The organism is Sandarakinorhabdus oryzae, assembly GCF_009733735.1.
GTDB classification, from domain to species: domain Bacteria; phylum Pseudomonadota; class Alphaproteobacteria; order Sphingomonadales; family Sphingomonadaceae; genus Sandarakinorhabdus; species Sandarakinorhabdus oryzae.
Window position 1 is genome coordinate 1 of the sequence record NZ_WNJP01000302.1, and the last position, 1,708, is coordinate 1,708.

1 protein-coding gene is annotated in these 1,708 nt (G+C 70.5%); it reads left to right on the forward strand.

Going from position 1 to position 1,708, the window contains the following annotated elements; all coding sequences use genetic code 11:
• Nucleotides 1-663 precede the first annotated feature (663 nt).
• On the forward strand, nucleotides 664-1,708 hold a 1,045-nt coding region (locus tag GJ693_RS17755; RefSeq protein ID WP_456238825.1), incomplete at its 3' end, for an alpha-2-macroglobulin family protein.

A 1,708-nucleotide genomic window follows, 5' to 3' on the forward strand; every position in this document is an offset into this window, starting at 1 on the left:
GATGGCAACGAGNCTGGCGCTGCCGCAACCGCCCAGCGCGCGGCCGAACAGCCGTTGACGCTGGGCGCGGCTGGCACTGCGCGCGTGGTGGCCAGCGGCTGGCCGGCGATCACGGCCCCCGCGACATTGGTGGCCGAGATGGACTATCCCGACGCCAATGGCGAAGTGGCGAGCAAGGTCACGCGGCTCAACCTGGAGCCGGCGGCGCTGCGGGTAGGGATCGCCACCGATGGCTGGCTGAGCAAGGCCGATGATCTGCGGCTGAAGCTGGTGGTGCTGGATACGGCCGGCAAGCCGGTCAGCGGCCAGAAGGTCAGCCTGCGCCTGTTCGCCCGCGAGATCCTCTCCACCCGCAAGCGGCTGGTTGGCGGTTTCTATGCCTATGACAATGCGCGCGAGACCCGCGAACTGAAGGCGCGCTGCGAGGCCCGCACCGATGATCGCGGCCGCGCCACCTGTCAGCTCGATGCCGGCGTGTCGGGCGAAGTGCTGGCGCTGGCCGAAACCACCGACAGCGCCGGCCGCAGCGCGCGCGCCACGCAGAGCGTCTGGCTGGCTGGCGATGATGACTGGTGGTTTGGCGGCGACAATGGCGACCGCATGGACCTGGTGCCGGAAAGCACCGAAGTGGCGGCGGGCGGCACCGCCCGCCTGCAGGTGCGCATGCCGTTCCGCACCGCGACTGCACTGGTGACCGTGATGCGCGGCGGCGTGATGGACAGTTTCGTCACCACCCTGTCGGGCAAGGATCCGGTGGTCGAAGTGAAGATGAAGGGCGATTATGCGCCCAACGTCTATGTCTCCGTGCTCGCTGTGCGCGGTCGCGTCGCCGGCTGGCGGCTGTGGCTGGCCGATCTGGCGCGGCGCTGGAACCTGCCCTGGCTGAGCCGCGAAGGCGCCTACCCGACGGCGCTCGTCGATCTCGCCAAGCCGAGTTACCGGCTGGGGCTGGCGCAATTGAAGGTGGGCCATGATGCGCGGCGGCTGGCGGTGCAGGTGACGCCCGACAAGCCAACCCATGCCGTGAAGGAAGCGGCCAGTGCGCTGGTGACAGTGAAGCCGCCGGCCGGCACGACGCTGCCCGCTGATGCCGAGATCGCCTTTGCCGCGGTGGACGAAGCGCTGCTGCAACTGAAGGACAATGACAGCTGGCAGCTGCTCGATGCCATGATGCAGCCGCGCCCTATGGGCGTCGTGCTCGCCACCGCGCAGGGCCAGGTGGTGGGCAAGCGCCATTATGGCCAGAAGGCGGTGGCGGCCGGTGGCGGCGGCGGCGCGTTAGCCGCCCTGCAACGCCGCGATTTCCAGCCGGTGATCGCCTGGGCCGGGCGGGTGAAGCTGGACGCGCAGGGCCGCGCGCGGGTGAATTTCCACCTGAACGACAGCCTGTCGGGCTTCCGCCTGGTCGCCATCGCCAGCGCCGGGCCGGGCCTGTTCGGCACCGGCAGCGCCTCGATCCGCACCACGCAGGACCTGCAGATCCTGCCCGGCATCCCGCCGCTGGTGCGCACCGGCGATGCCTATGTGGCGACGATGGTGGTGCGCAACACCACGGCCCGCAGCCTGCCCGTCACCATCACCGCCAGCGCCGGCAGTACGCGCTGGCCGGCGAAACCCATCACGCTGGCGGCCGGCGCGGCGCAGACCATCGCCTTTGCCGCCACCGCGCCGGCCGCCGGCACGCTGACGTGGAAATTGGCGGCGAGCG